Origin of the sequence: Neobacillus niacini (assembly GCF_031457145.1) — a bacterium.
Lineage (GTDB): Bacteria > Bacillota > Bacilli > Bacillales > Cytobacillaceae > Neobacillus > Neobacillus niacini_J.
The window spans coordinates 1-25,674 of record NZ_JAVDVZ010000025.1; the positions used below are offsets into that span (position 1 = coordinate 1).

The following is a 25,674-nucleotide window of genomic DNA, read 5'->3' on the forward strand; positions in this document are numbered from 1 at the left end:
TCTTTGATATAACCCTTCAGTTCCGTAAGGAACTGTCTAGCCTTTAGCAGAGAGATGTAGCCATCCTCAATTTAAGCTAGAAACATTTCGCACAATTGACCTGCTTCATTAGAAAAACTCAACATAATAAAAAGGTCCCTTGGAATTGTCTAGCCTTTAGCAGAGAGATGTAACCATCCTCAATTTAAGCTAGAAACATTTCGCACAATTAACCTGCCACGTTAAAGAACACGAAAAAGGGCTGCAGCAGCCCACACAATCCCTAACTCTAGCAACCGATTTTACAACATGCATTAAGAATTAAATAAAGTCATGATTTGAATTTGGCTCAATTTTACTTCTTACTTTACTATATCTATCTGAGTTTATTGAGTGGAGCCTTATAATAAATGCTGGAATAAACCCGTTATATAGGATAGTCCTTTTACACTGAATGATTTAACCCAACTTACTTTACCTGGTTTTAAGTTTGGGTCCTCTATATACGATTCATCCTTTGCTACCTTTAAGCTCTTTTTAAAATACTGGTCCATTTCCTTTTCGAGACTTTCGGTAAATTCCACGCTATCAATGACGACCATGGACTCTGTATTTAAAAACGTCGACCTGGAATCCATATTAAAAGCTCCAATGGCACTGAATCGATCATCGAAGATAAATGTTTTGGCATGAATGGAGTCCGGCCCCTGATATTCCCATATATTCAAACCCTTTTTTACCATCCCGTTAATATGTTTAATATGTCCTGAATAGGCGACAACATTGGCTGTCGCTGCTAATGAGTTCGTTAAAATAGTTACCTTTTCAGGAGGTACTTGTAACGTATCCATATAAGGAAGCATAGGTTTCGTTGGAATAACATACGGGCTTTGGATGACTATGGACATTTTCGAATTCTTCATGAGATTTGTTAAATCATACCAAACCCAAGGTTCTTTATTAAATCTTTGTATAGGATTATGAATAAAAGTGATTTTTTTAGTAGGAAGGGACATTTTCACCCAATCATAATGATTATTGAATATTTTTTTATCCGTTTTTCTCAAATTCTCAAGATTCTGTTTTAATTGTTGATTGGCTTTTTTTGCTTTCTTTTGTTGGCGTGAGGATAGATTATCAAAAGGAATCTTTGTAATGGGATGGTCCCAGACTTGATTAAAGTAGCCTTCCATTTGATTCAAAACACTGCCTTCCTTTGTCTTGGGATCCGTATTAATTAACAAAACATCTCGGTCATTCGTAGGGGGTTTTTTACTTTCTTGAATAAAATAACGATTCCCGATATTTCTGCCGCCGATAACTGCATAATTATGATCGATAATAAGTAATTTATCATGGAGTCGATTATTCCATGTCCAAGGGCGTAAAGGATTTAATGGTTCATAAAATTTAATTTCGATATTGGGATGATTGATTAAGGCGTATTGAACATCTTTTAGACTAAATCTAAAACCATGGAAAATTCCATCCAAAAGGATCCTTACCTTTACGCCACGATCGGCCGCATCCAAAATCACTCCAAAAAATAAATCGGTAATATATCCTTTTTGAATGGCATAATAGGCGATATCAATAGACTCCTGTGCATTTTCCATTAAGTTAACACGGGCAAGACCTGAAAACGTTTTTTCTTCCAGTAGAATCACGCGATCCTGTGACGCCTCATTTCCATAGAATCTTTCCACCTTATGCTGTTCCTTATAGGTGCTACTAACCTGCGGATGTTTATCTTTAAAAATAACAATGCCGAATATGGTAATATACATTAAATAAAAAATAAGAATAATCATAACCGCTCTCGTAACCTTTTTTATCGAATTTACCTCCTTTCTAACACCTGTAAGGCCATCCTAATCGTTAATAGTTTGTTCAATATTTTTTACAATATGAAATAACAGAGGAATAAACAACAATAAGTTAAGTTAGGTATGGAAAAAGTCAACTCCCATTCCAAATTCATATTATTCCTATTTGATCATATTCCGTTCCTATAGCAATCATTACCTTAGTTTGGGGCTATTTGCTGCATATGATCCTGAATCACTAACTAAAACAAATATCAATAATCAATAAAGCTAAGAAAAATTTCTTCATCATCTTGACCCCTTATTATTTAAACTTCCCCAAAAGTATCTTGTACGACACTATCAAATTTTCTCTAAAGCAACTAACCTGATCCATTAATCCAATAAAGAAAACGGGATCGCCGCAGCTATCCCGTCCTCAACTAAAGTACCCCTTTAGGTTACAGAATATTTTTTCACAAAGTCTTCTTAAAGGTAACAAAAAACGGAGCTGAGAAAATCAAAGAACCTAAACAAGGAAAACGGATTCCAAAATTCCTAACGGAAAAAGAGATTAATTCTATTCATAAATACCATTTCATCTATACATTCAATTGCTGATTTATTCACTTTCAGGCTTCCCTCCGTCAATATATGCATTAAATTAGCATTAACTCCTTTTTAAATTCTCTACAAATAACAAGAGCTCCTTTTCCTACTTTGAACTATACTGCTTCTTTAGTTATACAAAAAAAGCCGCCATTGGCAGCTAGATTTCAAGTAACGGAAGCTATCCAAAATCTATTCTTCAAGTGGAAGTTCCATTCAATCCTTTTAATCCCAGGATCCCGTATTTAATTTGCCCATTGTTTCTGAACTTGTTCTTGTGCTATACGATAAACTTCTTCTTCTGTTTGGTTTTTGGTAGCAATTACGTTGGTTTGATAGACTTTACCTTTATGTGTTACATAGATTGTATACTTGTACATTTTGTTCTATCTCCTTTATTTAATTCTAACTTTTTGTTCACTCTACTTTTCTAATAAATCCAATTTCATTTAGTTATTCCTACAAATATTTTTGAACTTTTTTATATTTTACAAATAAAATGAAATTGATTAAAGCTAAAAAAAAGGTCAAGATTTGACAAATTCTCAACTTAACAAAAATTTATATACTCACTAGCAACGGTAATGACTGGAAAAGTCAATAAAATCAACAAACTTTATATGATTCTAATCTCTTATGTATTTTGTTACACTTCCTAGAATGCAGAAAAATGTCGAAATATAAAAACTAAAAAAGGCTTACTCCTTATACCGATCTTAAATTACCTTTTTGTTCTAATCTTTGAAACTAAATAGCCCCAAAGTAAAAAAAACACCTTAGATAAGATGAATTTCTTACTTATTTATTAAACTAAACTAACGCACCCGTTACTTCAATAAGGATTATCTATCCAAAATAATAAGACCGGTCCTTTTTAGCTAAGAAAAGGTCAATCTGACTTTCAAAAATTAGTCGCTACTCTCGTCACTGCTTTCTTCGTGAGGTGAATGATGGTTATGATGATGGTCACTACTCTCATCATCGCATTCATTCCCGCATCTCCGAGGCTGATTGAGCGAGATGTCCTCTACAGAGTGGGAGAGGTTATCTAAAGTGCCTTTTATGGTACCATAAGGTGCCGGCCCAAGATTATAGAAACTACTAAAGACATCGGTAACAATCAAGTCTCCTGTTACCTCATCCTCATCAATTCCTGCGACTCCAACGGGTAAAATATATGCTTTAAGAATTGCACCGGTATTAACATCGACTGCAAAAAGTTCAGTTCTAATCTCTCCTGCATCTGTCAGGATGACTTTTCTTCCCCCAAGGTCGCTTGGACGGGCAATCGCAAGGGTATCGTTCCCGTCAATAGTAGGATCTCCTTGGAATGGTATGTCTATGGTTTTAATAACTTTACCGTTACGGGGATTAAGATTGTAAATACGACTGACAAAAATACCCTCTTGTTGATTGAATATCGGTCGGTAAACAGCTGCCCATAGCGAACAGTCATCTGGATCCACGTCTAAAGCACCGATACCTGGTCCATTAACGCCGCCAGGATCAGGGATAGTAAGAATCTCTACTCCTGTAAAGGGATTATTCTTATGAATGAATCCATCACCAAAACCTCCCACTCCAGTCACTCTTGATGTCTAGATATTTCCATCTGATGGGTCGAAGGCAACACCTCTCCCATTTCCGTGTGTACCGTTCCCAGGAACAAAAGTGGTGATAACAATGTCTGACATTAGATCCCAAACACGCATAGCTGCAGCACCAACGGCTGCAAAATCATAAGCCCACAGGAGACTATTTGGGAGAATACTTCCCATTATTCTCATTTCTCCTTTTCTATTTATTAAGTCATTTCTTAACTCTTTCCTTATATATTATTAAACAATTGTTCGAAAGGCTTGTGCTTGTCCTCGTATAAATGCGGATTTTTTAACCCTTCATCTTTTAGCCTTTAAAAATACTGTCCTGTTCCACTAACCTGCCCCGTTTCTTGAATAAGAAAATAATTAATCATTTTTCAGCAGCGCTCGGCTCATTATCTATTGCTTAAATCATATTCCGTAATTTTGATCTCATAAAAACTAGTGAAATAGCCCTTCCCACCTTAATTTCTCAGCATATTTTATAAGGAATTAGCATATAAAGGAGGGCTATCAATGTTTGGATATGGTGGATATGGTGGTTGTGGTGGATACGGCTACGGCGGCGTGGGTTTCGGCTGCTGTTTTGCATTAATCGTTGTATTGTTTATCTTGTTAATCATCGTTGGAGCAGTGATCTGTTTCTAAGTAAAAACCAATTACACTTTTCTAAAAATACAAAAAAGCCCTTGTAGGGCTTTTTTGTATTTGAGAATACCTATTAAGGTGTATGTGCAATGTAGGATAAGGGGCTATGGTTCTTCGGCTACACTATCATATGCATCCGTTCATGTGACTTCCCAATAGGTTAAGCCCTAATTTCGGAAATTTTTTTACTTTATGCTTTTATTAATAAGAATATGGTCGATTAAACAAAAGGTTTCGTCATATATTCTTATATCACTAAACTGACCGTTAGTGGAACAAGAAAAATGGCTGCCGCAGCACCCTTTTTGTTAAACAAAAGCACCCGTTACCTTAGGTACATTTCTTCACAACCTCTAAGACCTACAACTCTTAGTCACCCTTTTATAATATGTATTAGCGATTTAAGACATTATTATTTCTGAAAAAATATAGCATATCAATTGCTAAAAAGATGAGAGTTACACCTATTGAAATGGTCATGTTTATAACTTCATCTAATTTAATTATTCTTCCAATTATGTAGAAGGATGCTACTCTTGAGAATGCTAAAGATAGAACGGCAAAGATATTTTCACCCAATAAATATTCGAAGAACTTTTCAAAAATATTATCAATTGTAATCCAATAAATAAGAAAAGAAATGCTAACAACAAATAGTTGATTGGTATTTATATTTAATGAAAATATTGTATTAATAACATTTGTCGAACCCATTATAAGAAAAAGAAAAAGTGCAAAAACGATTGTGATAATCACTGAAAATAAAATGGCAACAACTACTAAGGTTAGTAAACGGTCTTTATTTCCCTCTTTTTTGTTTTCGTGATGAATGAACCAAAACAATAAGAGAAATGAAAGAATAAAAATTACAGATAAAAATATTGAAAATTCGAACATACTTACTCCTCAATTCTTTTGTTAGTTACTACATTGGAAAGGTCTGTTCACCCACTTATTCTATGTAAAAACAATATTTCTCAAAGTGTCCTCGCTTTATAAAGAAATACGTTTTAGCATAGGGAAAGTTTCATATTTCACTTAAACTAAACTGCTCTTTACTTCAATAAGCAAAAAGAACAACTCCTGCTTCGTTACTTGAAGAAGGAAAAAGCGATCCCTCGTGATTGAAGAATCGCTCTCATTAGTTGGATATCACTGAATATTTCACTGGAACTTATTTAATTTCATACCTCTGAAGTAACTCTACTAATCCATTATCCTTAAACTCAACAAGTGCTAAATTTGATATTGTTTGGTTAAAAGAAGGTGAAGTATCTTTATGTCTTTTTTTAAAAGTATCAAAACTTGTTTCCGATAAATCATCCATTGCAAGAGTAATATGTGGAACCCAATATTCAGGTGTATAATATTGAAAAGTACTTATACAGGACTTTGATAGGATAATATTAATTTCCTTATGTATCTCAATTAGTTCATTGGTCTTCATCACTTGTAAATACACCACTTTAGAAGGGGCTTCAAAGTAACCGAAACCGTCTACAATTATTTCAAATGGTGAAATAATATTACAAAGGTTTGATAATTCATCTTTTAAGAAATCTAAATTTGAGCAATCCCCACCTTGAAATCCTAAATTTGGATGATCACATGATCGAACTCCAATTGAATTATATTCTTTTTCAAAAATATCCCAATAACGTAATACTTCGTCTCTTTCAGACCCCGTTATCAATGTTGCTATACCGATTTTTACAATCACAAACTGCACCATCCTCTCCTTTTTTTACTATAAAATGTATAGGAGTAAAAAAGATTAAAATAGTTTAGACATAAAATATTCGTTATAAAATTCCTCATCAACCTTCAACGATTTTCTTTTTATTCCCTCGATTTCAAACCCATTTTTCTTGTATAAGGCTATTCCAGCTTCATTTTTAGTGACAACTGTAAGCTCTAATCTTGAAATAGTAGAGCCTATTGCCCACTCTTCTAAACGTTGAAATAAACTTGTACCTATACCACGTCCTCTGTAATCTTCTAAAATTCCAATAACAAGATATGCAGAGTGGTTTGTTCTCTTCACGCTACCACCAATGGCTATCAAATAGCCAACCAACTTTCCTTTTTCTTGTTCTGCAACAAATATCGTTGAATTACTTTGCTGTTTGAAATGTTCTAATTGTTTACGTTGTTGTTCTTGAGTGGTTTTTCTTTCTCCTGCACTCATAAGCATAAACTTTGCCTCAGATTCAACTCGCTTAACTAAACAAATAAAATTTTCAGCATCTTCAGGTTGTACCTCTCGAATTAACATAAAAACCCCCTATATCCTCAATATCCAAAATTATACACTATATTGGTTAAATCACAGAGTTCACTATAGTACAAAAAGTATAGGTTCTAGTTTTTTAATCCAGTAGTACCACGGCTTCAGCCTAAAATTGCTAAGGCTCAGCTCTTTAATCAAATGATATTGTTACACTATTAACTCTACCAAGATATTGCTGCCATTCCTCCAGCACCTCAATCAAGATAATAAAAAAAGAGCTGTAGAATCAGCTCAGTGATGTCATTATTTTTTCAAAATTGGAATCCAAATTTCACATATTACAGATGGTGAAGTTAAATCTTTGCTTTTAATCGACAAGATTTCGGGCCCTTCTGTTACTTGATAATGTGAAGATGGAAGCCACTCAGAGTAAATCTTTCCCCAAGTTTCCTGCAGCGTACTAGGAAAAGGACCTGTTGATTCGAAAATCGCCCATGTTAATACTGGAACTTCAAGTTTTGTATAGTTTTCAGGGCATTCTAGTGTAGTTGCCACACCGATATACTGATCAAGCTCACCCTTTTCTTCCATACGTCCTTCTGAAAAGTTTGTAGATGCTTGAATCATCCCTATCGGTTCAACATTAGAGAGATTTTTTAATTGTTCGATTTTCTCCATCGTCAAGGATTTCCACATCGCGGTAATTTCCGGGTTTTCTCCTTCAAAAATAATTGGGACTCTTTTCATGATTCCAACAATGTTAAATGCTTCTTTTTGTTCAATTCGATAATTCATTTCATTTCCCCCTCTAATGGATAATTGAAAGGTCATTAGTGGATAGGCTTTTAATTGCTGTCCATTATTTCTTGCTTCAGACGGTGTTACACCATGCAATTGTTGAAAAGCTCTCGTAAAAGAGTCTGGAGAATTGTATCCATATTTTATCGCAACATCAATGACTTTACTGTTACTATTAATTAGCTCAAATGCTGCCAAACTTAGTCGTCTACGGCGGATGTATTCCGACAAGGTAATACCTGCAAGGAACGAAAACATCCTTTTAAAATGATATTCAGAGCAATGCGCGAACCTTGCCACCACTTTGAAGTCTATTTCGTTAGTCAGGTTTTCCTCGATATACTTCATTGCATCATTCATATTCTTAAGCAAATTCACTTTTCCCCTCCTTCATCAATAGATTAGCAGGAATTGAATGTATCCATCCGACATTCTGTGCACCGTTTTGTAGGATGGATCCTTTCTTTTTTTAAAATCGTTCGGCTTAAAGCGGAGACCCCCCCTGTTCCGGTGGCGGGCACTAGATTTTTAATTCTTTTACATAATTCGAGATTCCGCTATTACTTCCTTCCCTTTATTCCATTTTAAAGCAGTACCAAGTTTGACAATCATGCCTGCTAATCCAATCCAAACATGGACAGAAATTGGTGTGTTCCAGGTTAATCCTTCCCCAAAGTAGAATATTTTTCGTAGACCGTCTACCATAAATCGCATTAGCAGCCATGAATAAATCCAATCCCGATAAAATGGAGACATCATTTCAGGTGCCGTTGCAAGTAGTGGTGCCCCGAAAAATATCAATAAGGGAAAGACAACGATACCCTTAATTCCAACTAACAAAAGTACAGCTAAAATCATAAGGATAAAGCAGAATGAGGTTAGTGTTAAAAATAAGGCGGTATCAAGGAAACAAAAAAACAGTCCAATTCATATGCGAATTGGACTGCTTTTTGTGTATTATTTAATGTTGTCTTGCCAACTAAATTATTCAATCCATCCAGATTCGAAAAGTAAGGTCGTTATCTGATATACCGCACTTAGTTTTATGAATTTTTAAACAGTTTTCCAGTCAGCCGCGAATTTTTCAAGTCCTTGGTCTGTTAATGGGTGTTTAGATAATTGCTCAATCACCTTGAATGGAATGGTTGCAATATGTGCTCCTGCCATCGCTACACGTGTTACGTGATCAGGGTGACGAACAGATGCTGCAATGATTTGTGAATCTAGATTTTGAACACGGAACATTTGGGCAATTTTTGCTACCAGTTCTACTCCATCTTCATTAATATCATCTAAACGTCCTAAGAATGGTGAAACATAAGTAGCTCCTGCACGTGCAGCAAGCAATGCCTGATTGACACTAAAAATTAGGGTAACGTTGGTTTTAACACCTTTTTTAGTTAAATAGCGGCAAGTCTCTAGTCCATCAAGCGTCATTGGAACTTTGATGGTAATATTCTTATCGCCGCCGTTAATTTTAATAAGCTCATCTGCTTCAGCAATCATTTGCTCAGCAGTTAAAGCATTAGGTGTTACTTCAGCTGAAACGGACTCAACCTCCGGAACAGCATTTAAGATTTCTGCGATACGATCTTCGAATTTTACGCCTTCTTTAGCAACTAATGAAGGGTTAGTTGTTACACCAGATAATACGCCAATTTTATAGGCCTTCTTGATTTCCTCTAGGTTTGCAGTATCGATAAAAAATTTCATATTGTATTGCCTCCAATTCTTTTATGTATGTTTCTTCATTCTTCTAATCTATTACTTTATTACTTTACCTTACTATATCTTTCATGACAAAAATCGTCAAATATATTACTTAGAATTTAAGAAATTCAAAATTTACCAGCGATTTATTTTCGAATTCATTGCATTCAAATTAACAGTGTGAAAACGGGGACTGTCACCGTGATAATTTGTGTAGCTAATTCTATTTCCAAACGCTAATGTTTTTCTAAAATCATGTTAAAGATACGTAAAGGCAATTGTTGTTTTATGATAATAAAAAAAAGGTTTTAGATATACTTTATTTTGTTTAATAAGTTGTTATAATTGTTAAATCAGGTTGTAGAGATATTGGTATTCGTTTTACTTACCAAAAATATATGTCGCATGATACGTCTACCTTCTGAAATTTTAATTTTAATTTCGGAGGTAAAAGTATGTATAAGGAAGATAGACTTCCTCAAAACGCAAAAGAAGGCATATTAAGCCTAGAGCCTTTTCAGAACTTTTTTCACAGTTGGTTAGAAATTTTGGTGTAGCATTTTGGATTGAATTATTGCTTGCACAGCCGATAGCAAGATTTGCAATGAAAAAAAGACAGGCTAGTAAAGCAGTGAGTGTAAATCCGTAACACCTAGAATTATGTATCGAAATCACGGAAAAATTTCTTGTATATCTTGAAAATTATAAGAGATTTAACATCTCATTTACACTTTTAATTTTTTCGCTCCCTTTTGCTAATGGGCGCTTTAAAATCAAGAAATAACACTATAAATTTAAAACGCTTGGGTTTCCCTTAAAAAACTCAAGCGTTTTTGTATGTAATTTATAATGCTATTTCAAAAATACTATTGAGCCCATCCATGATAAAGATTAATCTATTTCTATCGATAATATTTTTACTGAGGTGCAAAATTCTTGAAATATACTCTTTGTTTTTTACAAAAAGAAGATGATGTCTTGATGTTATTACGTGCAAAGGAACCGAATAAGGGAAAATGGAATGGTGTCGGCGGAAAGATTGAGCACGATGAAACACCTTATGAAAATTGTGCACGAGAAGTGTTTGAGGAAACGGGATTACTGCTTAAGAACCAAATTTTTAGAGGCATGATAGCATTAAACGGGATTGAATGCATTTATGTATTTGCCAGCAATGACTTCGAAGGCGATCTCCTGCCATCCGATGAAGGAATCCTTGATTGGAAGAAACTCGATTGGATTTTATCCTCAAAGGATGTTGTTGCGAATATCCCATATTTCATTGAGGATGTTTTAGATTTTACGTGTGAACCGAAAGTGTACGACTGCAGCTATTCAGAAACTGGAGAATTAACTGGATTTCAAGTTAAGTCATTTCAATCGATTTAGGCTTAGAATGAGGGATGTACCTTGAACAATAGTCAAATTCACTGTTCAAAACAATATTACCGAAATGTTCTAGGATGCCAAAAAAGCGTTCCTTCTTATTACAGAAACGCTACGTTAGCGAGAATTTTCCGAACTTTCTAACCGATAATGAGATAGTTACTCCTTGCGTAATTTCCATAATTTAAATTGATAAGAAAGATAGGGCAGACCCGGAAAGATAAGAATGATGAGGGAAATCATCCCCAATAACTGAAAAAAGATCCCGATACTTTCAGGTACCCATTCCCAACTACTAAAGACATTAAGCAACCAAAATACAACGGTAGAAATGAAGAATGGAAGAGCAGCCTTCCCCATCTGCTTCTTTTCCCGTTCATATTTTTCAACAGTCGTTGGTTTGTCTGTATAGATTGGTTTGGTTCCTGTAGGGGCGCTAAATATATGAATTTCATTTCCTACAGAACATACATGTGACCATCCAGCAGCCTCAAAGAAAGCAAAGTACTCATCATCTGCTTCCTTCTGATAATCCAGTGAATACTCAATGTCCTTACTTTCCTCTTTTCTTAACTTGTATCCCAGCCCAGCAAATTTTTCTAAAATCCATCCCTCTTTTGCATATTTGGCAAGCTTTTTCATCTCTTTCTCTTCAAAAAAAGCTAAACCACCACTAGGAATATATTTAACTTTTTTCATATTAACTGCTCCCCTCTTTTTTTAAATACTTCTTCTGCATGTGATACCATTTCCCGTCTTCGCTTTACTTCATTTTTCAAAAGGTCAATGCCCTTTTCTGTTGCAATATAGGTTTTTCTTTTCGGATCGTGATCATCAAACAGTTGAATTAATTCGGCAGCTAACAATTTCTTGATTGTTGTATACATAGAGGCAGGTCCAATTGAAAATCGCTGTTCGGTCATTTCTTCAATGGTTTGCATAATAAGGTAACCATGCTTCGCATCAACTAAAGACAATAAAATATAGTAAGCTGTGTCCGTCAGTTCTCCCATTTCTAATGAGACATTTCTCCCCATGATATTTCTCCTTCCTATATCATTAAACGATATATCAATAAATATAATATATCGTTTAATGATATATAATTCAATAGGATATCGCGGATTATTGATACAAAGAAACCCCGTCCTAAAAATTAGGACAGGGTTAACATTAAGTTACTTCTGTATAATTTGAATAAGATTACCGCATGTATCGTCGAGGACAGCTATTGTGACTTCACCCATTTTTGTCGGCTCCATCGTAAACTTCACGCCGTTCTCCAATAATCGATTGTATTCTTTATGAATATCTGCAACGCCAAACATGGTTGCTGGGATGCCGTCGGCAAATATTTTCTTTTGATACTCACTTGCGGCAGGATGATCATTCGGTTCGAGCAAAAGCTCGGTACCATCATGAGCATCGGGAGAAACAAGCGTGATCCACCTGAACTTCCCCATGGGAACGTCATGTTTTTTTACAAATCCCAGCTTTTCTGAATAAAATTCCAGTGCCTTGTCCTGGTCTTGTACGAATAAACTGGTAACAATGATTTTCATATAGTATTGCCTCCTTTGATATTTACAATGTTGGTGCTCTGGCTCCAAGTGAAAAAAACCTACATTTGTCAGAAGTTTTAATATAAACTACTCTATCCATGTTTTTAGCAAATTTTTAAGTGGCTCGTTGTTAAATACCAATACTCGATATTTTCCCTTTCGTTTTGATGATACGAGCCCTGCATCTTCCAATACAGAAAGATGTTTAGCGATTGCCTGTCGCGTCATGGAAAGATCGTGTTTTGTAATGAGACGTACCGTAAGTTCATACAACGACTGCTCGTTACGTTCGGAAAGTTCGTCCAATATGAGCCGCCGAGTCGTGTCGCCAAGTGCTTTGAATATAGCGTCTTTGTTCCAATTCATATATTGAGTATAAGCAACTCTACGGTTGCTTGTCAACTATAAGCAACTTTATGGTTGCGTGACATAGAAACCGTAGGAGGCAACCGTTAAAGTCACATAATAGTAGTTTGAACCTTATAGAAAAATAAATTTTCAGCACTTTTCATATTCAACTAACCCACCACTAATATACAGCATCAACTACAAAACCTTGAAATGGTGCACCTTATATCTTTATTAATCTATATCCATAGATAAGAGTTTAAAGTTTATCTCCAAAATCCTTGTGGTTATATCTGTAAATTAAAATGCTAGAAATAGAACGCAGAGAATGGCAGCTGAGCCTTATCTCAAACATCCGTTTAACCAGATCGATTAAAAAAGGTACTACCAATAATGGTAACACCCTATCCCGCTTTTTATTTATTTGTGTGTTTATAATCTAGTACTTCTACTTTGAACCCATGACTGCATCCGATTTTGGGGCTGTCGCAGGACGGTGATACTCTTACTTTGACCAGGTCATATGCATAGTTGCCAGGGACATTTCTTTCGTCAGGAACTTGAAGACTTATAGAAATATCATAAGAATGATTATTGTTATACACAATACCAACAATCCTTTGTGACTGCCAGCCATAAGTAGCAGCCTGCAATATTTGAATGGACGCCTATTTATATGGCATAGTAATTACAGCAAAAAAACGGCAACGAGTATGATAATTATGAAGGACATATTTCTTCAAATTTTTTATATTTCAATGGAAAACTCAGTTACGCAGCGAGGTTCCTTCCCAGTAAGAGGAAAAACATAGGAAGTCGTGGCTTATGAAAATGAATCAGAGTCCTTCGGAGACTGTTTTTTTATTGTCTAGAGGATCACCCCCAGTAATCTCCTTATTCAACATAAGCACCCCGTTTGTTCAATAAGGTGATGCTTATTTACCAATTAAATATTGTTCAGAATATGATTTTGTTTCAAAAATATCGATACCGATAAAATCTTGACAGTTATCATCTGAAAAATGAAACAATATTGTTTTAACATTAGGGTGATAGATAGACTTTCTCACCATTTCATTATTTAGCCTGAAAGAATAATAATTCTTTCCATCAGGAGTAAGTTCTTTTTTAAATATGTTTGTTTTACCAGCAATCTGTTTAATTTTCCTTGCAGTTACTCCTTCCAGTTCAATTCCTATAATTGGAATTTCTTCTCCAAAATCTAACATTATGTCATCATTCCCTGGAAGTTCTTCGGTATAAGTAACTGTATATTTAAATGGTTCATCAAAGTAAATATAGCCCATATTTGCGTCATTATCATAAGTAACCTGATTTCCTTTGTAGCCCATAAGAATAATCCTCCTAATCCTATTCTTGTTCTCGTTCTATGACAAAATTATATCACTTACTTATTAAACTATTGCTCGTTACTTCAATAAGAAAAATAAGCATCCCTTGTTAAAGGAATGCACCAGTTTGTGAAACAACTAAAAGGCATTAATCCTTATTTCAGTAAAGAATTCATTCGCAAAAACATCAATGATTTAGTCTTTCTTTTTCCAAGACATTAAATCAGAAAAAGCCAATCCAAATGATACACCAAAAGGAATTCCTAAATCCCAAACATCCATTTCCGAACGTTTAAAAAAATTATAAATAAGAAAGTGTGCAACACTTAAAGAAATAAACCAAATAAAAAACGTAAAAAGCCTTTTTTTTATTTGAATCCAATTTAACTTCCTTGTATTCGCAATAACTAGAGAGATGGAGAACAAACCATATAGAAGAAGATAAATTACATATCCTATAACAAATTTAAGAGAAAGCGAAGTATCAATATCCTTATATATAATAAATATCGTAAGTATTGTTCCTGCCAAAAATACAATAAACAAAATTAAGTTTAACGAAATATATTTCTTCATCTTTTACCTCTTACATTCAAAATCTTGAAGCCTTTTGATTATCTCAAAATATCAGAACTTATGCATTGGTAACTCGTTCCTTGTTCAACTAACCTGCTTCGTTCGTATTATAAGGTCAGCCAGAAAATATTTCTGGTTGACCATTTTTTATATGGCTTTATTATAACAGTAGCCAGGGTAGAACGTACCTGCCCGTGGGGCTTGACCCCGTCAGCTAAACCGTTCGCCCCCTACTTGTAGAAACATGATTGAGGCTGGTTGGGACGTAGATCTCGTATAACAAGCGAAGCTGTGACACTGCATGGAGGAATTAGGGGTTACTGGCAAATCACTAGATTAGGAGGAGATTTAGAATGAATCCAGTCGTAGGTCTGGATATATCCAAAGGGGAAAGTCAGGTTCAAGCATTTCTAGATAAAGGTAAACCATTTCGTAAGAGCTTTAAAGTTGATCATACTCTGGAGGGACTTAGTTCACTTGTATCGTTTCTTGAGGACGTAAAGCAAGAAGCTGGGAAGAAACCTTCAGTAATATTAGAAGCTACTGGACATTATCAAACTCCAGTCGTTCAATACTTGGAAGAACGAGGATATTTATTGATTATCATCAATCCACTGATCTCGTATAAGGCAAGAGGATCAAGTTTAAGAAAAGTAAAGACAGATGCCATTGATGCCTATCTACTCTGTGAGTTGTTCTATAAGGAGGAGTTAGAGCCATATAAAAAACGTGGAGTCCAGTTATTAAACCTTCGTAATCTCACAAGACAACATGAAAATATAACTGGCGTTATGATACAAACAAAGCTCCAATTTCAGGCAGTGCTTGAGCAAGTGTTTCCTGAGTATAATGGGGTTTTTGGAGATTTATATTCGGTGGTTTCACTCTTAACTCTTTCGGAGTTTCCTTCTTCAGAGGACATTATAAAGGCAAGTGAAGAAAACATTACGGATAAGATATTTGAGTTTTGTAAGAGCAGATCCAGCAAATGGGCGAATGAAAAAGCGATTCAGCTTAAAGCTGCGGCAGCTCGTAACCCTTTTGAAAAGACAGTTTATCAGAGTCATATATTAAGCCTTGGTATGTATATTACTATGATTCTTCAATACAAAGAGCACCTATCAAAGTTGGAGTCGGAGATAGATGCCCTCGCTAAAGAAATTGAAGAATATAATATCATCAAATCTATCCCAGGTATTGGAGAAAAGATTGCGGCAACGATTATTTCTGAAATTGGTGAGATAGATCGATTTAGCAATCCTAAAAAGCTTGTAGCTTTCGCAGGAATTGATCCGAGTGTATTTGAATCTGGTAAGTTCACGGCCACCAAGAATCGGATTACAAAGCGAGGATCTAGTAGGCTTCGACACGCCTTATATATGGCAGTTCGTTGTGCTATTCGTGATAATCGCAAGAAGAAAACGACTGATGAAATCATCCCTCGGAACAAAAAAATGCGTGAGTTTTACGACAAGAAGCGTGAAGAAGGAAAACCTTATAAAGTAGCAGTAATCGCCTGTGTAAATAAGCTCTTACATTGGATATTTGCCCTTTTAAAGAACAGAACCACTTTCCAAGATATAGCTTAGAACCAATAATAAACTAAATAACACAAATCCTTCCAAAATCAAAATAAAGGAGGGTTATTTGGCATGCGCATTTTTAGTATATCATGACGTTATTAATCTTTTTATTGAAAAATATTGACAAACTATTAGCTGGTTTAGTTGAAGAATTTTTAATTCTTTTTTATACACATTTGATATCTACTGTGTCCATCTGTTAAACCAACAAGTTCAAATTTATTATCCTTATAAAAGCTATTTAACTTTATATTATCCGCAACACAATCTAATTTAAGATATTCTTGATCACTTACATTGTTCTGTATCCAAGTCAGAATACTTCTACCCATACCTTTCTTCATATATGTAGGAATAATTGCAAGTCTATGTAAGTAAAGCGATTTAGAGGAATTATCGTCCCCCCAAATATCCCTATCCCATTCACTTTGTTTAGATAAAAGTGTAAATGTAGCCACAATATCGTTATCTTTCAAAACAATATACGTTTCTTGATTAGATATGGCTTGTTCAATCTCTTCATCATCACCACCATCTAATAGAAAACTCCATTGGTTTATTTCATTATCTTTCATCCATAGAGCTATCTGTTTTAACATTTTAATAATATTACTACTATCCTCATTCGTAGCAATTTTTATATTAAAACCTTCAACAAAATCCAAGTTCATTTTTTATCTCCTCATAGATTTACGTTTAAATACAACAAACTACTTCGACATACCTGACCGTTTATTGAAGAGATTTTTGATTTGTACTTTTAACCTTGAATTGGTAAATAAATCTGTACTTCTTCATCTCCTTCCCCCATAGGGTGATATGTCTCAATAATATAAGAATCTAAATCTCTTTGATAACCTTGTTCTTCTGCCCAATTCAATATATTCAAATGAAGTTTTCCCAAATTAGATATATTCCCTCTTGTAGTTATGTAACTTTTATTTGTTTCAATATACTCCATTCCTATTGGCACTTCATTTAATTTCTCACTCACAATTAACCCTACATAATAATGACCAATCCTATGCTTCTCATCCTTTTTAGGCTCAAATAATGCTATTTCGGTCTCTGTTGGATTTAGGATTTCGTTTGAGCGACTTAATAGTTGCTTTGCAAGCAAGGGTACTTCATTACCAAAGTTAACAAACTCCCCACTCCCTTTTAATCCAACAAGTCTAAATTCTTTTTTTACCATCATAAACGACATATTAACCTCTCCTATTCACATGGAAATTCCATAATATTCTAATTTCATTTATTCAACAGAAAATCCTTACTTCCTGCATTGAAGTAAGGATTTCATACTATTTATGCAACTGTTATTCAACTAAACTGCAAGTTAGTTGAACAAGGAAGTAATTAACTCCAGCACGCAAAAGACACTGAAATTGAATACAATACTAATTGTCCATCATAAAAAAGTTGTCAAATGCTATGGCAAACACATTAAAAATTCGCAGAAACCTTGATAAATAAAGAAAATGCCGTATGCAAATTCATACGTCATTTCTTGTGTTAATTATTAAGAAAGCACCTGAAAACAGAACCCTTTAGAAAATATCCTCTAAGCGCTAATTCAACTCCTGCACCCGCTTGTTTAAGTATATTTTTTCACAATATTTTCGAGCGCTGCGGACCAGCCATCGTAAAAGTACTGATCGCCGGGGTGACCAGCTAATCCGCGCAGGTGAAAACGAGCCGTTCGAATGGTACGACGTCGAGAAACACACCTCCGGTTAGAAACTCCTCGCCGGTCTCGATGTTGACCATTGTGTAGCGGTAAAGTCCGCCTTTGCGAACGTCGAAGGAGATGGTCTCTAGGGGTGTCGAAGGCAACCAATCGGCGAGTTCCTTCTCCTCAGTCCAAGCGCGTCACACGTGCTCGCGGCAGGCATTCAGGGTGCGGGTAATGGTAAACTCCGGTTCAGATGTGGGCATGTTCATTGTTCCCCCTTTGTGACCATGTCAAATAACTTTCACCATTTTACCATATGGACGAAGATCTTATTTAACTATTCTGCCAGTAAGGATGAAAGTTAGCTGCTATAATGATGTCGGGGTTTTAATAATAATCATGATTCCGTTTCCTATTAAAAAAGCAAGGCCCGATTGGCCCTGCTTGTTAATTGACTATTACCTTTCCAACCATTCCTTCCTTGAAATGGTACCGACATATCAGTTCATATGTACCAGGCTTTTCCGGTTTCACGGTAATGGTTTTTTCTTTCCCCGGCTGGACTTCGGCGTCAATTCTAAGCTCTTTCACTGTGAAGGTGTGTTCTTTCGTACCTACGTTTTTCAATATCAACGTTGTCGTTCTTCCATTGGGAATAGTGATGACCTTTGGATTAAAGTACTCATCGTTCAACTCGACCCCAATCGCTTTCACCGTCTCCATAGGCTGTGTTGCAACACGAGATTCGGCAAATACGCCGAGTGAACCTGAAGTTGTCACAACCACAATCATTGCAAGCAAAACGACCAATCCTGTTAACCACTTTTTTACAGACATTCGCAATCCCTCCTTTCCTAATCACTATTTTTTACTAATTCATTAAATATTATCAATATAAATTGGGTTCCAATGTGCTTTCAAATAGTAACTCTTTAATCAAGTGGAGACACCAAGTGAATGGTCCGAAGGTTGGTACAGGAAGGAATCATCAACCTTGAAGACTAACGATATTTAGCTGTTAAAAAATGCCTAAAATGGCAGTATATTTTATGAATGTAAAAAAAGCCAAAATACTCAAATAGTGCTTAAAAACTTGCATATTTAGGCTCTTTAATTTTATTCCTTACTGTGTTAAAGCACCCGAAAGTTTAAGTATAACATTTCACAATCTTTCTTATTGAATGGCGACCTTTAACTTAGAGAATCGCCTCCGTTTATTTTAAGAAATGTATTCTTTATGTTTTACGATAAATTTAATACTTCAATTTTAGAATTTATTTTTTTTAATAATAATTTGGTTTTTTGAGGAAACTAAAAGCAAGAAGGGAGGGATAAAATGCAAGCCTTTTTTCGTATAGGATTGATTTTAATATCATGGGGCACTGTTTTTTTTCTCCCTAAAAAGTCGTTTTTTAAATATCTACCCGTCACACTTTTTTCATCTTTAATTATTTTAACAGAATATCTAATAGGTGCTCCTCGAAACTGGTGGAAAGCAAAGGGTGATATTAAAACGATAGCCAATAATGGATTAGCTTTTGCTTTTGGACCTTATTTCATAGGGAGTCTTTGGGTATTTCGTTTAACTTATGGGAAATTTTGGTTATATACTCTTCTTAATTTAATTTTAGATTGGATACTTGCTTATCCATTAAATACATTTTTTGAAAAAATCAATCTATATAAATTAAAGAAAATTAAACCAATTCATCTTTTTTTATTTTCGTTGGGTTATTCATTTGTGAATTATGGTTTTCAATTAATTTTAGATAAAAACCAACCGACCGAACAACAAATATACCAAAGACAGAAAAGGTCTTAGGGATTAATCCCTAAGACCCTTCATTCTTTAGTTCAATAAGAAAAAGGCTGCCGTATTTAGCAGCCAGTTCTTGAGGTAAAGCACCCGATAGTTTAAGAAGAAATCTTTAAAGTTGGAAATTTAAATCATTTAAAGTCCCATTCAATATTTATCTGATTTTCTCCGCCAACTCTAAAATAATTCCCTCTGGACCGCGAACATAACATAACTTATAACTTTCTTCATACTGCTGTATCTCACTAAAGATTTCCGTGCCCTTCTTTTTCAACTTCGCAACAATAGCTTCAATATCTTCAACAGCAAAGCAAATATGTCGGATTCCCAGCGTATTTGCAAAAGGTTGCTGAATATCTTTTTCATCTGACGGAGTATAAAATTTGACTAGCTCTATCCATGCCTGACCATCTGGCATCCCCAATCCTACACATGCCGTTTTAACATCATTAAGCCCAACTATTCTGTCTAACTGTTCTCCATCCAATTCCCATTCCGCTTGCACTTCAAGTCCTAAATCAAGAAAAAACGCTTTAGCCTCTGAAAGATCATTTACGTTTATACTCACATGATCTATTCTATTGATCTTCATATCTCGTACCTCCCATGTTCCCGTTATTTTCAATACCTATATTCGTGTAAAGTTTGGTTAAAATTCTAATTCGCTTAAGACAGAAAATATCCTTCTTCAACAATCCTGCCCCAATAGTTGAAGAAGCGACAACCTTGTTCAGCTATCGCTCCATTAGTGTAAAAAGGTTTAAACCTCTTCCTGATATATTTCTGATTTTATCGGCTTTAGATTCAAAGGTATTTTAAACTCCTGAAGGTTTTCTATATTATTTAAGAAATCATCTATATCATCATAATCCATTGACCATTCTCCTATTTCTAACTTACTTAATTCATCTGTTGGTTTAAATAAAAATTCACAGTGAAGTTGTTCCATACGAGAATACTCATCTTCTTCATAAACAGTAAACTGACGTACAAAATCAAGATGAAATAGTTCTTTTCCAGTAAAATCATAAACACCACATTGAAATAGGATTTCTTTATCTTCTTCTCCCTCAACTGGCTCTTTACAAAAAGCCTTAAATGTTTCCCAAACCTTTTTTATATCATCGGTATCTTCACCAATCTTATTCTTAAGGTAACTTTCAGCATTCTTAACCGTAATCATTACAACACCTCCGATATTATTATGTAAGTATTCTTAGTCCTCTAAACTGGCCTAATAGTGCAAGAAGCGATTTCCTTGTTCCGCAATCGCACCCTTAGTTGAACAAGATGGCAACCTCATTCTTTGATTCTTAGCATTCTCATTAGTTCTTTAAATGGAGTTGTATAGGAGTCTTGGTACTTCCGAATATGTTGTTTTAACTGAGACCAATTACTTTCTATGGATGGATGTACTTGAGTAGTATCGGCAATGCTATACAATCCAATTAGAAAATAAAGGGTTTCCCATATCAAAAAGTCATCGTCTAACTTAAATAAAATCTCAATGACATTTGGAATGTAGTTAAACGCTTCTTCTGAGGACATTCCTTTAGAAATTGATTCGAAGGAATTACTAAAGTACCATTCGTCATTATCGAACTTATCTTCCCATACCACATATATTTCTAATAACCGACTATCCGTTTTAATCACACTCCAAATTTCACTTTTATACAACTGAATTACACACAATAATATTGTTTCCCTTCTGCAAGTAAACTGCCAGTTAGCTCAATAAAGACAATTTGCCAATAATCGTGCTTACAGCATTTTTATACTAGTTTTGTTAAGGTTTTTATCCAAAAAAGTAAAAAATGAGGTAGTATAAAAAAGAAATAGAATATAACACAGGACTATTATTATGTCACAATTGGAGGGGAATTTAATTGGCAAATAAATATTGCCCTATATGCGGGGAAGTTAATGGATGTATGTCTAGTGCTGGAGAACACGGCAATTGTTGGTGTGATATGGAGGAATTCCCTAAAGAAATCTTTGAATTAGTTCCAGTTGAAAGTATAAGAATAGATTGCATATGTAAAAAATGTTTAATTAAATTTCAGGAAGAACAAAAAATTAAGGGAATTATTCGATGAAATTATAATGACAAAAAACCACGATTTTTTTATGGAAATCGTGGTTTTTATTTGCGTTTTTAAATATTTTTATTGCCTTTTGTCCCCCAAAAGAGAACCCGTTATCTTTTTGACGACCTTTTTTTACTAACGCACCCGTTCAACAACGTGATTTTAGGAAAAAGAATATTTATAAAGCATCAGGAAGATAGTATTTATACATTTCTAAAGCATTTGAGTTTTCTTTTAACGTTTTTATTGTGTTTTGATTTGGATTCGTATAAATGGTTGGAAAGTCTTTTTCATCAAATTCTTCATTGATAGTAAACGCTAATTTTTCTTCCTTAGTAGAAAATTGTGACTGAACACCTGGTTTATTCCCACGGGCATCTAACCGAATCCATTTATCAATTGATTTAATGTAAATTCCATTTAGAGCGTGCAATGAATAACCCTTATCAGGTGTATCAAAAATCATCAGTCGCTGGTAACAAAATCCTGTGGGTATACCTTGAGCCCTTAATAATGATGCGAGTAAATTAGATTTCGCATAGCAAATACCTTCACTGTATTTAAGAACGTCCGAAGCTGTTAAAGTAACTCTCTCACTTTGAATATCCCAAGAATGAGAGATATGGTCTCTGACAAAAAGAAGCTGTCTTGGCCTTTTCAATTTCTGACTGTTTTTCATTGAATAATTCATCGATCTTAGTCTTAATTAAGGGGTGAGAAAAATTAATAACTTCATTTTCCTCAAGATAATCCTTCAGATTTGTTGATTCAAGCATAAGTCTCATAATATAACCAACCCCACTTCTGAACAATCGTATCCAGTTAGCTTAATAACTAAAGCTGTTTCTTCATCGAAACAACCTTTATATTAATACCATTTGGTTTATGTACAACTTCCTCATTATAGACTTTAAATCCTACCGAACTATATAAATTAATGTTTTTTGGGACAGTCAAACGCACTTTACAAAGTAGTGTAGGAATTTCTTTATCTTTCGCATAGTCTTCTAAGGAATTAATTAGTTTTTTGGCAATACCCTGCATCCACATAAAATGAGTATAGGACAGATGAGGTACATCATTAAACGAATATCAAGTCGTGCAGGGATCAACAAAGAAATCCATCCACACCAACTACGCCACAGCTATGCCACACACTTATTGAACAACGGAGCACCCATTGATGTTATTCAAAGTTTACTTGGGCACGAAAAAAGCGAAACCACTAGGATATATGCACAGTTAAGTGGAAGCCTTAGAAGAGAATTGTATTAGAAAATACTTTTAGAAATGGAGTGAAAAGGCAACGGGTACTTCCGCTGCCTTTTTCACTATTGCACCCGTTAGCTTAAGTGGAATCCTTCACAATCTCTTCTACACCTTAATATAACTTCAATTTAAATGTGTTGCTTCAACAATCTGTTTGACTAGACAAAGACGCCTTCTTAATTAAAGAAAACACTCGTTTGTTGAGGATTATTGCTTAAATCTTATTCAAGTCCAGCACCTTTTACTTTAACTCGCTTACTCACATATTTCTAATCTGATAAAAGATAAATAAAAAGATGATACTTTTTAAGGTATCATCCCTTAGAATATTAAACTTGATTTGACTTTAAATCTTAAAGTTTATTCTTGATTAATTGCACTTTCATCCATATAAGCAACTTCCCATAAATGACCGTCTAAATCCTGAAACCCCCATATATACATAAACCCATGATCTTGAGGTTCACTAAAAGATTTACCACCAGATGACAATGCTTTATTTACTATCTCATCCACTTGATCCCGACTTTCAGCTGAAAAGCTGAGAATTGCTTCGGCAGAAGTAGTAGTATCCACAATTTCCTTTTTACTAAATCCTTTGAAACGTTCCTCAATCATTATCATAGCAAAGATATTGTCACTGATGATCATACAAGATGTGGTCTCATCGGAGAATTGTGGGTTGAACTCAAAACCTAGCTCCTTGAAAAAATTGGTGGACTTGTTCACGTCTTTTACTGATAAATTGATAAAGATATTTTTGGATGTGAATGCCATTTTTTATTACCTCCTGTGAAAATTATTGGCAAGAAAACCATGTCATTTAAGTTTTTCATTAAATGTCGCTAAATATTCCACTTTTCTTTAAGTACTTTATTCATTAAATAGCCCATTACATAAAGAATGAGCTTATTTCTTATTCTGAAATTGCACCCGTTACTTTAATAGCAATAGGTAAGACTTTGATGTAATCTCCATCTTTTCCCCTGCTCCACACCCAACGTGCGATTTTCACCGCATTAGGCGTTCCATCTTATTCTTTTAGACTAAAGCAATTAAATTACAAACTTTACGGAATTGGTTTAGCTTCTTCAATTGTTTTTCATCTAATTGAAGAATGTTCCTATATCGTTCAATCGTCATTTCACTAGTAGCATGGATTAATCTATGTACATCTTCATGCACGATTACAAGATTGCTAAATTCATCGGTGCCACCCATATGTCGGGGTAACTTATGGTGACAGTGCAGCCTATCGGATGTCAAAAATTCCCCTGTTACTGCACATTTGCCTAGTTGCACGGAGTACCTTGAAATTCTGTTATCCGCAAATTCTAAGTTGTCTTTACCGTAAGGTATTTGTAACATCTTGTTTATTTCTATGGCAATGTCAACCCTAAGATTTTGATGAAGTTTAAGCCTTCCTTCTTTTGTGTAGTTACATATATCTTGACTGAAATTCATAGCATTGCTTGTTTGTGTATCTCCTAATGGAAATAAGTACAGACCAGCGATTTTATATGTTTTAAAATTATTCTTATGAAGTCTCTTGTAGGTTTCCGATGGATTAATGGGTTTTCCATATTTCCCAATTGATTTTAGACGATTATACAAGGTTTTCGTTAGATGATAGGCTATTTTTCCAAAGTCTTTATTGATATGAGTTGCGATCTTAAAGTAATTTTTAATTCCAAGAATATAAGCGTTATAATCCAAAACAATTTTTGGTGTTGGCTTATTTTGAATTTCGCGAATTAAATATCTAAGTTTTTCTAGTATGCTTTTCTTCTTTTTATCTGAAATGTGTGTATTGGCTACGTATTTATTACGCTTGGATACTGCTTTGAGAGAAAAACCTAGAAAATCGGATTTTCTTCTTCTTAGATTAGTAATCGCTGATTTCTCGGAAGATATATCAAGGTTTAATTGACTTTTTAGATATTCTTTGATGGCGTGATGTATTCTTATAGCAGATTTATGAGAATTTGTGAAAATCTTAAAGTCATCCGCATATCTTACGATATACATTTGTTTGAGATTCGTTTTCTTTAACGCTCTAGTCTTACTATTAGGTGCATAAGAATGTTTTAGTTTTAAGCATTCCCATTGGTTAGCTATCCACCAATCTAAATCATTTAAAACAATGTTCGATAGGAGGGGGGATAGTATACCTCCTTGCGGAGTTCCTTTGGTTGGAGCACCCATGCCTTTTATTGGTGCCTTTAGCATTTTTGAAACAATGGCTAATACTCTTTTATCCCTTATACCTATACTGTACATTTGTTTAATTAATTTTGAATGGCTTACATTGTCAAAGAAACCTTTTATATCAATATCGACTACATGATGTAACTTCACATTATTGACTAAGAACTGACATCTAGCCATTACATGTTGAGTTGACCTATTTGGTCTGAAACCGTATGAATGGTGATAAAACTTCGCTTCACAAATTGGTTCTAATATTTGTTTGAACATCTGTTGTATTAATCTATCTCTCATAGTAGGAATTCCTAATGGTCTTTTCTTTCCATTCGGTTTTGGTATTTCAACTCTTCGTACCGTTTGAGGTTTATAATTCTTTAATGCTTTTCGAATTACTTCAATAAATTCATCAACGTTTTCAATTTTATATTT

At 34.6% G+C, this 25,674-nt stretch carries 32 protein-coding genes and 2 pseudogenes; 6 read left to right on the plus strand and 28 right to left on the minus strand.

The window, feature by feature from the left end; genetic code table 11:
- Positions 1–380 precede the first annotated feature (380 nt).
- From J2Y03_RS27930 to J2Y03_RS27945, 4 genes are all read right to left on the minus strand, one after another.
- A complete protein-coding gene (locus J2Y03_RS27930) occupies positions 381–1,790 on the minus strand; it encodes a phospholipase D-like domain-containing protein (RefSeq protein WP_310200429.1) in 1,410 nt (469 codons plus the stop codon).
- Positions 1,791–2,638: 848 nt separating this feature from the next.
- Entirely contained in the window at positions 2,639–2,773 is a 135-nt protein-coding gene (locus J2Y03_RS27935; RefSeq protein ID WP_310200431.1) for a BA3454 family stress response protein, read from the minus strand.
- A gap of 528 nt (positions 2,774–3,301) precedes the next feature.
- The gene (locus J2Y03_RS27940; RefSeq protein ID WP_310200433.1) at positions 3,302–3,973 is read right to left on the minus strand and encodes a hypothetical protein; all 672 of its coding nucleotides are present in this window, start codon (positions 3,971–3,973) and stop codon (positions 3,302–3,304) included.
- Positions 3,974–3,991: 18 nt separating this feature from the next.
- Positions 3,992–4,171: a hypothetical protein gene (locus J2Y03_RS27945; protein WP_310200435.1), complete on the minus strand. Its 180-nt coding sequence runs from the start codon at positions 4,169–4,171 to the stop codon at positions 3,992–3,994.
- A 339-nt stretch (positions 4,172–4,510) separates the two neighbouring features.
- On the opposite strand from J2Y03_RS27945, the gene J2Y03_RS27950 reads away from it, so the two are divergent.
- Positions 4,511–4,642 carry a YjcZ family sporulation protein gene (locus J2Y03_RS27950; protein WP_310200437.1) on the plus strand — a complete coding sequence of 44 codons (132 nt, stop codon included), beginning with the start codon at positions 4,511–4,513 and terminating at the stop codon, positions 4,640–4,642.
- 393 nt (positions 4,643–5,035) lie between these two features.
- Here the strand turns inward: J2Y03_RS27950 and J2Y03_RS27955 are convergent, their stop codons facing one another.
- From J2Y03_RS27955 to fsa, 6 genes and pseudogenes are all read right to left on the minus strand, one after another.
- Positions 5,036–5,539, minus strand: coding sequence for a hypothetical protein (locus tag J2Y03_RS27955; protein WP_310200439.1), 504 nt, complete (start codon positions 5,537–5,539; stop codon positions 5,036–5,038).
- Between the two features lie 277 nt (positions 5,540–5,816).
- Complete coding sequence (locus tag J2Y03_RS27960) at positions 5,817–6,371, minus strand: 2'-5' RNA ligase family protein (RefSeq protein ID WP_310200441.1); 555 nt, start codon at positions 6,369–6,371, stop codon at positions 5,817–5,819.
- 45 nt (positions 6,372–6,416) lie between these two features.
- Positions 6,417–6,917, minus strand: a complete 501-nt coding sequence (locus tag J2Y03_RS27965; protein WP_310200443.1) for a GNAT family N-acetyltransferase — start codon at positions 6,915–6,917, stop codon at positions 6,417–6,419.
- Between the two features lie 258 nt (positions 6,918–7,175).
- Positions 7,176–8,048 carry an AraC family transcriptional regulator gene (locus J2Y03_RS27970; RefSeq protein WP_310200445.1) on the minus strand — a complete coding sequence of 291 codons (873 nt, stop codon included), beginning with the start codon at positions 8,046–8,048 and terminating at the stop codon, positions 7,176–7,178.
- Between the two features lie 159 nt (positions 8,049–8,207).
- Positions 8,208–8,579: pseudogene (locus J2Y03_RS27975) on the minus strand (YhgE/Pip domain-containing protein); the annotation flags it as partial.
- A gap of 144 nt (positions 8,580–8,723) precedes the next feature.
- Positions 8,724–9,383: a fructose-6-phosphate aldolase gene (gene fsa, locus J2Y03_RS27980; protein ID WP_132095568.1), complete on the minus strand. Its 660-nt coding sequence runs from the start codon at positions 9,381–9,383 to the stop codon at positions 8,724–8,726.
- A gap of 933 nt (positions 9,384–10,316) precedes the next feature.
- Between fsa and J2Y03_RS27985 the strand changes: the two genes are divergently transcribed.
- A complete protein-coding gene (locus tag J2Y03_RS27985; RefSeq protein ID WP_310200448.1) occupies positions 10,317–10,769 on the plus strand; it encodes an NUDIX hydrolase in 453 nt (150 codons plus the stop codon).
- A 156-nt stretch (positions 10,770–10,925) separates the two neighbouring features.
- On the opposite strand, the gene J2Y03_RS27990 is transcribed toward J2Y03_RS27985, so the two are convergent.
- The 7 genes from J2Y03_RS27990 to J2Y03_RS28020 form a co-directional block, all read right to left on the minus strand.
- Complete coding sequence (locus tag J2Y03_RS27990; protein WP_310200449.1) at positions 10,926–11,465, minus strand: DUF2812 domain-containing protein; 540 nt, start codon at positions 11,463–11,465, stop codon at positions 10,926–10,928.
- The gene (locus tag J2Y03_RS27995; RefSeq protein ID WP_132095560.1) at positions 11,462–11,803 is read right to left on the minus strand and encodes a PadR family transcriptional regulator; all 342 of its coding nucleotides are present in this window, start codon (positions 11,801–11,803) and stop codon (positions 11,462–11,464) included. The genes J2Y03_RS27990 and J2Y03_RS27995 overlap by 4 nt, the downstream gene beginning before the upstream one ends.
- A gap of 141 nt (positions 11,804–11,944) precedes the next feature.
- Positions 11,945–12,328 (minus strand): VOC family protein, encoded by a 384-nt coding sequence (locus J2Y03_RS28000; RefSeq protein WP_310200451.1) that lies wholly within the window; start codon positions 12,326–12,328, stop codon positions 11,945–11,947.
- A gap of 87 nt (positions 12,329–12,415) precedes the next feature.
- Positions 12,416–12,694: an ArsR/SmtB family transcription factor gene (locus J2Y03_RS28005; protein WP_310200453.1), complete on the minus strand. Its 279-nt coding sequence runs from the start codon at positions 12,692–12,694 to the stop codon at positions 12,416–12,418.
- Between the two features lie 398 nt (positions 12,695–13,092).
- Positions 13,093–13,329 carry a hypothetical protein gene (locus J2Y03_RS28010; RefSeq protein WP_310200455.1) on the minus strand — a complete coding sequence of 79 codons (237 nt, stop codon included), beginning with the start codon at positions 13,327–13,329 and terminating at the stop codon, positions 13,093–13,095.
- Between the two features lie 282 nt (positions 13,330–13,611).
- Positions 13,612–14,028 carry a DUF2283 domain-containing protein gene (locus J2Y03_RS28015; RefSeq protein ID WP_310200457.1) on the minus strand — a complete coding sequence of 139 codons (417 nt, stop codon included), beginning with the start codon at positions 14,026–14,028 and terminating at the stop codon, positions 13,612–13,614.
- A 195-nt stretch (positions 14,029–14,223) separates the two neighbouring features.
- The gene (locus J2Y03_RS28020) at positions 14,224–14,604 is read right to left on the minus strand and encodes a hypothetical protein (protein WP_310200459.1); all 381 of its coding nucleotides are present in this window, start codon (positions 14,602–14,604) and stop codon (positions 14,224–14,226) included.
- A gap of 353 nt (positions 14,605–14,957) precedes the next feature.
- On the opposite strand from J2Y03_RS28020, the gene J2Y03_RS28025 reads away from it, so the two are divergent.
- Positions 14,958–16,193, plus strand: coding sequence for an IS110 family RNA-guided transposase (locus J2Y03_RS28025; protein ID WP_310200461.1), 1,236 nt, complete (start codon positions 14,958–14,960; stop codon positions 16,191–16,193).
- 149 nt (positions 16,194–16,342) lie between these two features.
- Here the strand turns inward: J2Y03_RS28025 and J2Y03_RS28030 are convergent, their stop codons facing one another.
- The 4 genes from J2Y03_RS28030 to J2Y03_RS28040 form a co-directional block, all read right to left on the minus strand.
- A complete protein-coding gene (locus J2Y03_RS28030) occupies positions 16,343–16,858 on the minus strand; it encodes a GNAT family N-acetyltransferase (protein WP_310200463.1) in 516 nt (171 codons plus the stop codon).
- An 89-nt stretch (positions 16,859–16,947) separates the two neighbouring features.
- Positions 16,948–17,382: a GyrI-like domain-containing protein gene (locus J2Y03_RS28035; protein WP_310200465.1), complete on the minus strand. Its 435-nt coding sequence runs from the start codon at positions 17,380–17,382 to the stop codon at positions 16,948–16,950.
- Between the two features lie 479 nt (positions 17,383–17,861).
- Positions 17,862–18,023, minus strand: coding sequence for an SRPBCC domain-containing protein (locus tag J2Y03_RS29095; protein WP_396954279.1), 162 nt, complete (start codon positions 18,021–18,023; stop codon positions 17,862–17,864).
- A 286-nt stretch (positions 18,024–18,309) separates the two neighbouring features.
- Positions 18,310–18,699, minus strand: coding sequence for a cupredoxin domain-containing protein (locus J2Y03_RS28040; protein ID WP_310200467.1), 390 nt, complete (start codon positions 18,697–18,699; stop codon positions 18,310–18,312).
- Between the two features lie 499 nt (positions 18,700–19,198).
- On the opposite strand from J2Y03_RS28040, the gene J2Y03_RS28045 reads away from it, so the two are divergent.
- Positions 19,199–19,684, plus strand: a complete 486-nt coding sequence (locus J2Y03_RS28045; protein WP_310200469.1) for a hypothetical protein — start codon at positions 19,199–19,201, stop codon at positions 19,682–19,684.
- 148 nt (positions 19,685–19,832) lie between these two features.
- Here the strand turns inward: J2Y03_RS28045 and J2Y03_RS28050 are convergent, their stop codons facing one another.
- From J2Y03_RS28050 to J2Y03_RS28060, 3 genes are all read right to left on the minus strand, one after another.
- A complete protein-coding gene (locus J2Y03_RS28050) occupies positions 19,833–20,270 on the minus strand; it encodes a VOC family protein (protein ID WP_093274033.1) in 438 nt (145 codons plus the stop codon).
- A gap of 168 nt (positions 20,271–20,438) precedes the next feature.
- Positions 20,439–20,861 carry a hypothetical protein gene (locus J2Y03_RS28055; RefSeq protein ID WP_310200471.1) on the minus strand — a complete coding sequence of 141 codons (423 nt, stop codon included), beginning with the start codon at positions 20,859–20,861 and terminating at the stop codon, positions 20,439–20,441.
- A 116-nt stretch (positions 20,862–20,977) separates the two neighbouring features.
- Entirely contained in the window at positions 20,978–21,358 is a 381-nt protein-coding gene (locus tag J2Y03_RS28060; protein ID WP_310200473.1) for an ABC transporter, read from the minus strand.
- Between the two features lie 209 nt (positions 21,359–21,567).
- Between J2Y03_RS28060 and J2Y03_RS28065 the strand changes: the two genes are divergently transcribed.
- Complete coding sequence (locus tag J2Y03_RS28065; protein WP_310200475.1) at positions 21,568–21,777, plus strand: cysteine-rich CWC family protein; 210 nt, start codon at positions 21,568–21,570, stop codon at positions 21,775–21,777.
- Between the two features lie 169 nt (positions 21,778–21,946).
- On the opposite strand, the pseudogene J2Y03_RS28070 reads toward J2Y03_RS28065, so the two are convergent.
- Both J2Y03_RS28070 and J2Y03_RS28075 read right to left on the minus strand, forming a co-directional pair.
- Positions 21,947–22,553 (minus strand): annotated as a pseudogene (locus J2Y03_RS28070) (transglutaminase-like domain-containing protein).
- Between the two features lie 49 nt (positions 22,554–22,602).
- A complete protein-coding gene (locus J2Y03_RS28075) occupies positions 22,603–22,818 on the minus strand; it encodes a GNAT family N-acetyltransferase (protein ID WP_310200477.1) in 216 nt (71 codons plus the stop codon).
- Between the two features lie 18 nt (positions 22,819–22,836).
- Here J2Y03_RS28075 and J2Y03_RS28080 point away from each other — a divergent pair, with 18 nt between their 5' ends.
- Entirely contained in the window at positions 22,837–23,043 is a 207-nt protein-coding gene (locus tag J2Y03_RS28080) for a tyrosine-type recombinase/integrase (protein ID WP_396954280.1), read from the plus strand.
- A 354-nt stretch (positions 23,044–23,397) separates the two neighbouring features.
- Here the strand turns inward: J2Y03_RS28080 and J2Y03_RS28085 are convergent, their stop codons facing one another.
- Together J2Y03_RS28085 and ltrA are read right to left on the minus strand one after the other, a co-directional pair.
- Positions 23,398–23,814 carry a VOC family protein gene (locus tag J2Y03_RS28085; protein ID WP_310200481.1) on the minus strand — a complete coding sequence of 139 codons (417 nt, stop codon included), beginning with the start codon at positions 23,812–23,814 and terminating at the stop codon, positions 23,398–23,400.
- Between the two features lie 264 nt (positions 23,815–24,078).
- Positions 24,079–25,674, minus strand: a 1,596-nt coding sequence (gene ltrA / locus J2Y03_RS28090) for a group II intron reverse transcriptase/maturase (protein WP_310200484.1), incomplete at its 5' end; no start/stop codon positions are given.

Excerpts from the sequence above, each read along its gene's own strand:
- J2Y03_RS27950 (WP_310200437.1), top strand. The coding sequence starts at position 4,511 with ATGTTTGGATATGGTGGATATGGTGGTTGTGGTGGATACGGCTACGGC.
- J2Y03_RS28075 (WP_310200477.1), bottom strand. The coding sequence starts at position 22,818 with ATGTGGATGCAGGGTATTGCCAAAAAACTAATTAATTCCTTAGAAGAC.
- J2Y03_RS28085 (WP_310200481.1), bottom strand. The coding sequence starts at position 23,814 with ATGGCATTCACATCCAAAAATATCTTTATCAATTTATCAGTAAAAGAC.
- J2Y03_RS28050 (WP_093274033.1), bottom strand. The coding sequence starts at position 20,270 with ATGAAGATCAATAGAATAGATCATGTGAGTATAAACGTAAATGATCTT.
- J2Y03_RS28040 (WP_310200467.1), bottom strand. The coding sequence starts at position 18,699 with ATGTCTGTAAAAAAGTGGTTAACAGGATTGGTCGTTTTGCTTGCAATG.
- J2Y03_RS27955 (WP_310200439.1), bottom strand. The coding sequence starts at position 5,539 with ATGTTCGAATTTTCAATATTTTTATCTGTAATTTTTATTCTTTCATTT.
- J2Y03_RS28045 (WP_310200469.1), top strand. The coding sequence starts at position 19,199 with ATGCAAGCCTTTTTTCGTATAGGATTGATTTTAATATCATGGGGCACT.
- J2Y03_RS27945 (WP_310200435.1), bottom strand. The coding sequence starts at position 4,171 with ATGGGAAGTATTCTCCCAAATAGTCTCCTGTGGGCTTATGATTTTGCA.
- fsa (WP_132095568.1), bottom strand. The coding sequence starts at position 9,383 with ATGAAATTTTTTATCGATACTGCAAACCTAGAGGAAATCAAGAAGGCC.
- J2Y03_RS27930 (WP_310200429.1), bottom strand. The coding sequence starts at position 1,790 with ATGATTATTCTTATTTTTTATTTAATGTATATTACCATATTCGGCATT.
- J2Y03_RS28020 (WP_310200459.1), bottom strand. The coding sequence starts at position 14,604 with ATGAAGAAATATATTTCGTTAAACTTAATTTTGTTTATTGTATTTTTG.
- J2Y03_RS28055 (WP_310200471.1), bottom strand. The coding sequence starts at position 20,861 with ATGATTACGGTTAAGAATGCTGAAAGTTACCTTAAGAATAAGATTGGT.
- J2Y03_RS27990 (WP_310200449.1), bottom strand. The coding sequence starts at position 11,465 with ATGAAAAAAGTTAAATATATTCCTAGTGGTGGTTTAGCTTTTTTTGAA.
- J2Y03_RS28000 (WP_310200451.1), bottom strand. The coding sequence starts at position 12,328 with ATGAAAATCATTGTTACCAGTTTATTCGTACAAGACCAGGACAAGGCA.
- J2Y03_RS28005 (WP_310200453.1), bottom strand. The coding sequence starts at position 12,694 with ATGAATTGGAACAAAGACGCTATATTCAAAGCACTTGGCGACACGACT.
- J2Y03_RS28030 (WP_310200463.1), bottom strand. The coding sequence starts at position 16,858 with ATGAACTTGGATTTTGTTGAAGGTTTTAATATAAAAATTGCTACGAAT.
- J2Y03_RS27995 (WP_132095560.1), bottom strand. The coding sequence starts at position 11,803 with ATGGGGAGAAATGTCTCATTAGAAATGGGAGAACTGACGGACACAGCT.
- J2Y03_RS27965 (WP_310200443.1), bottom strand. The coding sequence starts at position 6,917 with ATGTTAATTCGAGAGGTACAACCTGAAGATGCTGAAAATTTTATTTGT.
- J2Y03_RS28015 (WP_310200457.1), bottom strand. The coding sequence starts at position 14,028 with ATGGGCTACAAAGGAAATCAGGTTACTTATGATAATGACGCAAATATG.
- J2Y03_RS28025 (WP_310200461.1), top strand. The coding sequence starts at position 14,958 with ATGAATCCAGTCGTAGGTCTGGATATATCCAAAGGGGAAAGTCAGGTT.
- J2Y03_RS27935 (WP_310200431.1), bottom strand. The coding sequence starts at position 2,773 with ATGTACAAGTATACAATCTATGTAACACATAAAGGTAAAGTCTATCAA.
- J2Y03_RS28080 (WP_396954280.1), top strand. The coding sequence starts at position 22,837 with ATGAGGTACATCATTAAACGAATATCAAGTCGTGCAGGGATCAACAAA.
- J2Y03_RS28035 (WP_310200465.1), bottom strand. The coding sequence starts at position 17,382 with ATGGTAAAAAAAGAATTTAGACTTGTTGGATTAAAAGGGAGTGGGGAG.